Raw genomic sequence first — 7,717 nt, 5'->3', positions numbered from 1 at the left:
TGCGGCTCGCCGCCGCGCCCGGCAGCGGACGCCTGCTCGCCGAAGCGAGCGGCAGCTTCGGCGGCCTCACCTGGCCCGACCATCTCGCGCCGCTCGGCGACGGCCGCTTCGCGCTGCTCGACGCCGCGACCGGCCAGCTGCATCGCTGGGACGAATGCGGCTGCCGCTTCCTGCCGTGGCCGTGCCTGCGCGCCGGCGACCCGCGCGTGCCGGCGCAGGCCGGCGGCATTGCGCTGGCCTGCGACCAGCTGCTCGTCTGCGATCCGGCCGGCCGGCGCGTGATCGTGCTGCATCCGCAGTCGGGCGCCGTGCGCGCGGTATGGACGTCGCCGCCGTCGCCGCCGCTCGCGCAGCCGTGGACGCCGGTCGACGCGGTCGCGACCGGCCGGCGCATCGTGATCGCCGATCCGGCGAACGGCGGACTGCACGTGCTCGCGGCGCGCGGCGCGCACCGGCAGTTCGTCGGCGGACTCGGCGCCGTGCGTTCGCTCGCGGCCGACGCGCGCGGCAATCTCTATGTGCGCCGTGACGGCGAGGGCACCGTCGCCCAGGTCGACCTCGCGAGCGGAACCGTCGTTGCGACCTTCCTGCGGCCGGCCGAGATCGCCGCCCGCTTCGCGCGGCTGCCCGTCATCGTGCGCGCCGACGGATCGGTCGACCTGTCGCGCTGCTGCGCCGGCGGCGCGGACGCCGTCGTCGACGTGCACGGCGCCGCCATCGCCGCGCCGCTGCCCGACGCCGCCGAAACCTACGCGCCCGACGGCACGTGGACGAGCGAACCGCTCGACAGCGAAATCGCGCACTGCACCTGGGACCGCGTCGACCTGTGCGCGCACGTGCCGTCCGGCGCGACGATCGGAATCCACGCGCTGACATCCGAGCAGGTGATCGCGCCGGACGTGCTCGCATCCCTCGCTCCGGAAGACTGGACCGCGATCGGCGCATGGCGCACCGGACCGCGCGAGACGCCGGAACGATCCAGCCGCGACTGGATGCTGCGCTGCCCGCGCGGCCGCTTTCTGTATCTGCGTTTCGTGCTGCAGGGCACCGGCGGCGAGACGCCGCGCATTGCCGCGGTCGAGATCGATTTCCCGCGCATCAGCCTGCGCCGCTATCTGCCGCAGGTTTTCGGCGCCGACCCGATCGCCGCGGAATTCCTCGACCGCTGGCTCGCCGTGTTCGACCGCGAATTCCGCGCGATCGAAAGCGTGATCGACCACCAGGCCGCGTGGTTCGACCCGCTCTCCGCGCCGACCGGCGACCGCCGCTGCGACTTTCTGCGGTTCCTCGCCGACTGGGTCGGCGTCGCGCTCGAACAGAGCTGGCCGGAGGCGCGCCGGCGCACCTTCCTCAAGGGGTTCGCGCGCGTGTTCCCGCGCCGGGGCACGGTCGCGGCGATCCGCGAAACGCTGTACCTGTTCCTGGGACTCGAACGCTGGAGCGACCACGCTCCCGCCCGCGCCGCGTGCGAGCCCTGCATCGTGCATGCGCGTCCGGCCTGGCGCGCGCCGCGCCTCGTGCTCGAGCTGTATCAGTGGCGCCGCGCGATGCTGCTCGGGCATGCGCGCCTGTCCGACAAGGCACTGCTGTGGGGCGAGCGCATCGCCGGCCGCAGCCGCCTGTCGGATCCGGCCTCGGGAAACAGCGGCGGCGCGCAGCTCGGCGTCACCGCGCTCGACACGAGCCTCGATCCCGAACGCGACATTTTCCACACGTACGCACACCGCCTGTCGATCTTCGTGCCGGCGGCGCGCGTGCGCAGTCCGGTCGCGGCCGGCGCGCTCGACCGGCTGATCGCCGCCGAAACGCCGGCACACGTCGCGGTGACTCTGATCAAGGTCGAGCCGCGCTTCCGCATCGGCGTGCAATCGGCGCTCGGGCTCGACGCGGTCATCGGCGCGCGCGCGCGCGCGACCGCGCTGGATCTCGACGCGCTCGGCCGCGCGACCGTGCTCGGCGGCCGCGAGGACCACGGCCCCGCCTACCGCGCCGGCAACGCCCGGCTGGGCATGCAAACGATTCTGTGAGGACATGATCATGCCTTCCTGCAACCACCCGTCCTGTACGCCGCACGCCTGCCCCGCCTGCGCCGCGACGACGCCGCTGCGCAACCACTACTTCTTCGGCAAGCTGATGGACGTCGCGGACTTCGACGTCGAGCAGCAATACGTCGTCGACAAGCTGCGCCGCCACCACGCGCGGCTGCACGGCACCGGCGTCGTCTGCGGCCTGCGCGTGCATCACCACGCCAATCCGGCGTGCCGCGACCGCTACGTCGTCGTCGAACCGGGCAGTGCGCTCGACTGCTGCGGCAACGAGATCCTCGTGGTCGATCCCGAGACGGTCGACGTCCTCGCGTACGACGCCGTGCAGGCGCTGATCGCGCAGCCGGACGGACAGGACCACGTCCTGCAGCTGTGCGTGCGCTATCGCGAATGCCCGACCGAAGACGTGCCGGTGCTGTACGACGAATGCGGCTGCGACGACACGCGCTGCGCGCCGAACCGCATCCTCGAGTCGTACGCGTTCGACGTGCGTGTCGACCCGCCGCTGCCGCCGCCCGTCGCGCCGCATGCGCCGCGCCTGGTCTGGGACGCGACGATCGCGCTCGCCGGCGCGCATGCCGTCGCCGCGCACGCGCCGAGCCGGCGCCTCTACGTCGCCGCGGCGCTCGCGCCGTCCGGCGGCATCGTGCAGCAGTACGACCTCGAAACCGGCGCACCGGTCGCGCCGAAGACCTTCGCCGTCGGCGTGCTCGCGCTCGCCGCGAGCGCCGACGGCACGCGCCTGTTCGTCGTCACGCCGGGCGCGGCCGCGGCCGACCCGCTCGTGCTGCACACGCTCGACACGACCTCGGCCGCTGCGTTCTCCGGCGCGGCGCTCGCGTCGGTCGACATTCCGTTCAGCGCCGGGAGTACGCGTGCGCGTCTCGCGCGGCTCGGCAGCGGCGAACTCGTTTCGTTCACCGTCAACGGTCCGACCACGTATTTCCAGGTGTGGACGACGGGCGGAACCGCCGCGGTCAAGGCCGGCTTCGATCTCGCCGTCACGGAAACGCTGCGCGACTTCGCCGTCGCGAGCGACGGCCGCACGCTCTACGCCGCTGCGGCCGCGGCGAACCTCTACGTCATCGACACCGACGTCTCGCCGATGACCGGCAGTGCGATCGTCACCGATGCGGCCGACCTCGTCGGCATTGCCGTGATCGCGAGCACCGCGGCGGACCGGCTCGCATGGGTCGAAGGCGCGAGCAGACGCCTGCGCCTGGCGCAGACCGACGGCACCGGCCTGCGCGAGTACACATTGCCGCAGACGCCCGTCGCGTTCGTGCCCGACACGCTCGGCCGCTACGCCTATCTCCTGACGACCGACGGCACGACCGCTTCGGTGCGCAGTGTCGACCTGTATCGTTTCGCCAACGGCGAACCCGGTCCGCTCGGGGATGCCGTCGCGGTCGGCCCCGGCGGCATCGCCCTCGCACTCGACGCACGGCTCTACGCCGCGTACGCCGACGGCGTCGCCGTGTTCGATCTCGAAAGCACGCAGTGCGGCGATCATCTCGGCGCGCACGACTGTCCCGCCTGCGAGACGCCCGACTGCCTGGTGCTGGCGACGATTCAAGGCTGGCGTCCGGGACGCCGTTTCGAGGATCCGACGGTGCCGGCCAGCGATCCGCTGCAGGACGCCGCCGCCGGCATCGCACGCATCGACGATGCGCTCGGGCGGATCGTCGTACCGAGCGTCGCCGATCTCGCGCGCGCGGTCGCATGCCTGCTCGAACAGGCGCCGGCCGGCGGCGGCATGCAGGGGCCGCCGGGCGATCCCGGACCCGCCGGGCCGACCGGTCCTGCCGGCGCCACCGGTCCCACGGGTCCGCAGGGACCGACCGGGCCGACGGGGCCGGCCGGTCCGACCGGACCTGCAGGACCGACCGGACCCACCGGGCCGCAGGGACCGGCCGGTCCCGGACTCGATCCGGACTTCGTCCACATCTGCGGCATCAACTGGACGCATGGCCGCGCGTTCCCGCGCTCGCGCATCGAGGACGGCCTCGTCGTCGCGTTCGACGGCGAGGTGCGCAATGGCGACCTGACGCCGTTCTCGATCGAGATCCGCGTGCAGCACCAGGACGAGAACGTGACCTGCTGGTGCGAGCCCAGGGCCGTGACGCCCATCGGCGGCAGGCTCGACCAGCGCTGCAACCCGGACAGCGAATTCTCGCCGTCGCAGGATCCGGACGAACTCGTCAACGCGGTTCGCGTGCGCTTCGACGCCGGCGCGGTCGAGCGCGGCACGGCCGTGCGCGTGCGCGTCAACGGCGACTTCATCCGCGGCCGGCATCACGTGACCGGCGAGATGCGCGGCGTCGACGCCGATCACCTGCCCGACTGGCTGCCGGACCGCCGCACCGGCGACGGCATCGAGGGCGGGTCCTTCGAAAGCTGGTTCCTCGTCGAACTTGAGGACTGACGGAGTTGCCATGAACAGCATGACCGACCTTTATCGCCGCCGCCGCGCCGCGAGCGCGACGACCTGCGAGCCCGCACCCGCGCGCTGTTCGACCTGCGGCATGCTCGAATGCCTGTGCCGGCCGCGCTTCTTCGCGGGCCAGGTGCTGACCGCCGACGATCTCAACCGGCTCGACGCGTACGTGCGCGGCAAGAACCGCCTGCACAACCGGCAGCTGCATGGCTGGGGCGTCGTCAACGGGCTCGAAGTCACCTGCGGGCCGTGCGGCGACGGCGTCAACGTCAGCTGCGGCTACGCGCTGGGACCATGCGGCGAAGACATCGTCGTCTGCGACGCCGTGCGCGTGGACGTCTGCAGCCTGATCAAGGCGTGCAGGGCATCCGAGCCGCGGCAGCACTGCGACCCGTACAAGCCCGGCACGGAGCAGCGTCCGTGCGACGCGCTGCAGGAAGAATGGGTACTCGCGATCCGCTACAGCGAGACGCCGGCGCGCGGCGTGAAGCCGCTGCTGCCGCCGTCGGCCGACACCGGCGGCTGCGGCTGCAGCGGCGGCTCCGGCGGTTCGTGCGGCTGCAAGGGCGGCGGAGGATCCTGCGGCTGCAGCGGCCCGGCGAAGCCGGTGCCGGCGAAACCGCGGACGGCGCCGGCACAGTGCGAGCCGTCCGTAATCTGCGAAGGCTATGCGTTCGAAGTGTTCCGTGCGCCCAAACAGAACGCCGACGACACGCGCGGCGACGCCGACTCGGAGATCCTGCGGCGCTTCGAGTGCTGCGCGCGACCGCTTCTCAAGGACGTTCCGCAGTATCCGCAGGACACGCCGGCGGACACGCCCGCCGGCTATCAGATCTGGTACCAGTACGCGCTGCAGCTGCGCGCGTTCCTGCTCAACCACCTCGCGTCGCGGCCCGGCTACCACTGCGCGCTGATCGCGCGGCTCGGCGCGATCGTCATCCCGCCGCCCGGCACGGTCGTCGTCGGCGGCGGGCAGACCTTCGATCCCGAAGCGCTGCAGGATGCGCTGCTCCTGCTCGTGATGGTCTGGATCGACGCGCTGCTCGCGTGCTTCTGCTCCGCGCTGCTGCCGCCGTGTCCCGAGCCGACCGGCGACGTGCGCGTGCCGCTCGCCGTGCTGCACGTCACGTCGGACTGCCGCATCGACAGCATCTGCAACTGGACGACACTGCGGAAAATCGCGACGACGTTTCCGAACCTGCAATATTGGCTGTCGGCATTGCCGTTCGGGCGCGCGCTGCGCGAACTGCTCGAACGCTTCTGCTGCTTCGACGTGACGACGCTGTTCGGCGACCAGCTGCAAGAGCCGCCACCGCCGCCTCCGCCACCACCGCCGCCACCGCCGCCGGCGGGCACGCCGGCCGAGCCCGCGCCGGGTGCGGCGCGAGCCGCATTCCGGCCCGGCGAGATTGCCGCGGGCAACGCGAACCTGCGGCTCAATCCGACCTTCGACACGAAGGGCGTCAAGGCCATGTCCGAACTCGCCGCCGCCGCGGCGCGGCGCGGCCGCCGGCCGCTCGACGCGGCGGCATTCGCGGCGAGCTTCCTGTCGCGCGACGGCGGCGGACCGGGCGGCCTGTCGGCGGTCGAGATCGCGCGGCTGCCGCAGTTCCTCGCGCTGAACCAGGTCGCGCGGCCGATCGCGCTGGGCGGTCTCGATCCGCTCGTCGCGCTGCTGCGCGAGCGCGTCGGCACGCTGCTCGGCGCGTTCGGCGGTCCCGCCGGACAGGACGACGCGCTGCGCCGCGAGTTCGACGAACTCAAACGCCACGTCGCCGCCCAGGACGACGAGATCCGCGCGTTGCGCAAGCAGCGCAAGCCCGCCGCGCCGGCCAAGAAAGGCAAGAGGTGAGCCATGAGCACCGTGTTCGCCGAACGGCCGCACTACTTCGAAGGGCAATACCTCGGCGCGGCCGATCTCCAAGCGCTCGCGACGTACTTGCGCGAACTGCACGCCCGCCACGCGCTGGCCGCGCATACCTGCGGCGTCGTCGCCGGCATCGACCTGGCAGGCATCGCGTCGCCGAACGGCGACACGCAGTATTTCCTGACGCCCGGCGTTGCGGTCGACGGCTATGGCCGCACGATCGTCGTCGCCGAACCCTATGCGCTGAGTGCTGCATTGTTCACATCGCTGGGCAGCGGCCTCGTGCCGGTGTGGATCCGCCACGACGAACAGCCCGGCGGCGGCGTGCGCCGCGGTTTCGGCGTCTGCGATGCGACCGACGCGTACCAGCGCGTGTCCGAGGCGTTCGTCGTCGAGGTCGGCACGCGCGCCGCGGTTTCTTCGCGCGAAAGCGGCGTCGGCGTCGGCGACCGCACGTTCGCCGACGCGCGCGAAGCGCTCGGCTGGTACCTCGAAGCGCAGCCGCTCGCGCCCGACGCCACGGTGGCGCCGCAGCTGCTGCCGGTCGAGGGCGATCCGTCGCTGTGGCTGATTCCGGTCGGCTGCGTGCCGTGGCAGCAGGGCGCGCCGGGCCAACTGCTCGCGCCGACCGAGGCGTCGCGCAAGCAGTCGCGCGTCCTGCGGCGCCAGGCCGGCGTCGTCGCCGAAAGCGTGATCGCCGGCGACGGCCTGCTGCGTCTGCGCACGCGCTGGCTGCCGCGCAGTGCGACGCAGTCGGTCGAGGAGGTCTGCAACGCCGACCGTCCGACCGAAAAGGACCTGATCGTCTGCGACGACCACCTCGAGTTCCGCGAGCCGATCTGGATCGAGGCCCACGCGCGCTTCCTCGGCGACGCGCGGCTCTACGGCCGGCGCCTCGAATTCCAGGCCGCGGCCGGCACCGACTACGTCGGCGGCGCGCCGGTCACGGCGCTGCGCCGCGTCGACGCGGCGGCGACCGAGCTGCAGGTGCTGCTCGGCAAGAGCGCCGATCCCAATACGCCGACGCGGCTCGTCATCGGCGCGTCGGCCGCGACCAACACGAACAAGCCGTGCGAGCTCGATTTCGACTTCTCGCCGCGCGTCGTCGTGCAGGAGGACGGCAAGGTCGGCATCGGCACGGCGGCGGTGCCCGCGTCGGCGCTCGTCCAGCCGCTGACCGTCCGCGCCGACGCGCAGGGCGGCGTCCTCGCGCTGCAGACGAGCGCCGGCGCGGCGTCCTGGCAGATGCGGCTCGCCGCGAACAATGCGGGCCTCGCATTCCGCCACGGCAATCCGGCGACGTCGCAGGTGTACTTCGGCAACGGCGGCGGCGTCGGCATCGGCACCGAGGCGCCCGCCGGCCTGCTC

The 7,717-nt window shown here is 72.7% G+C and carries 4 protein-coding genes; all 4 read left to right on the top strand.

Annotated features, from left to right (window positions below; all coding sequences use genetic code 11):
• Window positions 1-2,027 (top strand): phage tail protein (locus tag VLF18_RS17690; RefSeq protein ID WP_325280951.1); only part of this gene is annotated, 2,027 nt, incomplete at its 5' end.
• A 10-nt stretch (window positions 2,028-2,037) separates the two neighbouring features.
• Complete coding sequence (locus VLF18_RS17685; protein WP_325280950.1) at window positions 2,038-4,470, top strand: collagen-like protein; 2,433 nt, start codon at window positions 2,038-2,040, stop codon at window positions 4,468-4,470.
• A gap of 10 nt (window positions 4,471-4,480) precedes the next feature.
• Complete coding sequence (locus VLF18_RS17680; RefSeq protein ID WP_325280949.1) at window positions 4,481-6,334, top strand: flagellar protein FliT; 1,854 nt, start codon at window positions 4,481-4,483, stop codon at window positions 6,332-6,334.
• A gap of 3 nt (window positions 6,335-6,337) precedes the next feature.
• A partial coding sequence (locus VLF18_RS17675; RefSeq protein WP_325280948.1) for a hypothetical protein occupies window positions 6,338-7,717 on the top strand: 1,380 nt, incomplete at its 3' end.

It is taken from the genome of Tahibacter sp. (genome assembly GCF_035481375.1).
Classification (GTDB): domain Bacteria; phylum Pseudomonadota; class Gammaproteobacteria; order Xanthomonadales; family Rhodanobacteraceae; genus Tahibacter.
This window is presented reverse-complemented; position numbering and strand designations above follow the sequence as displayed.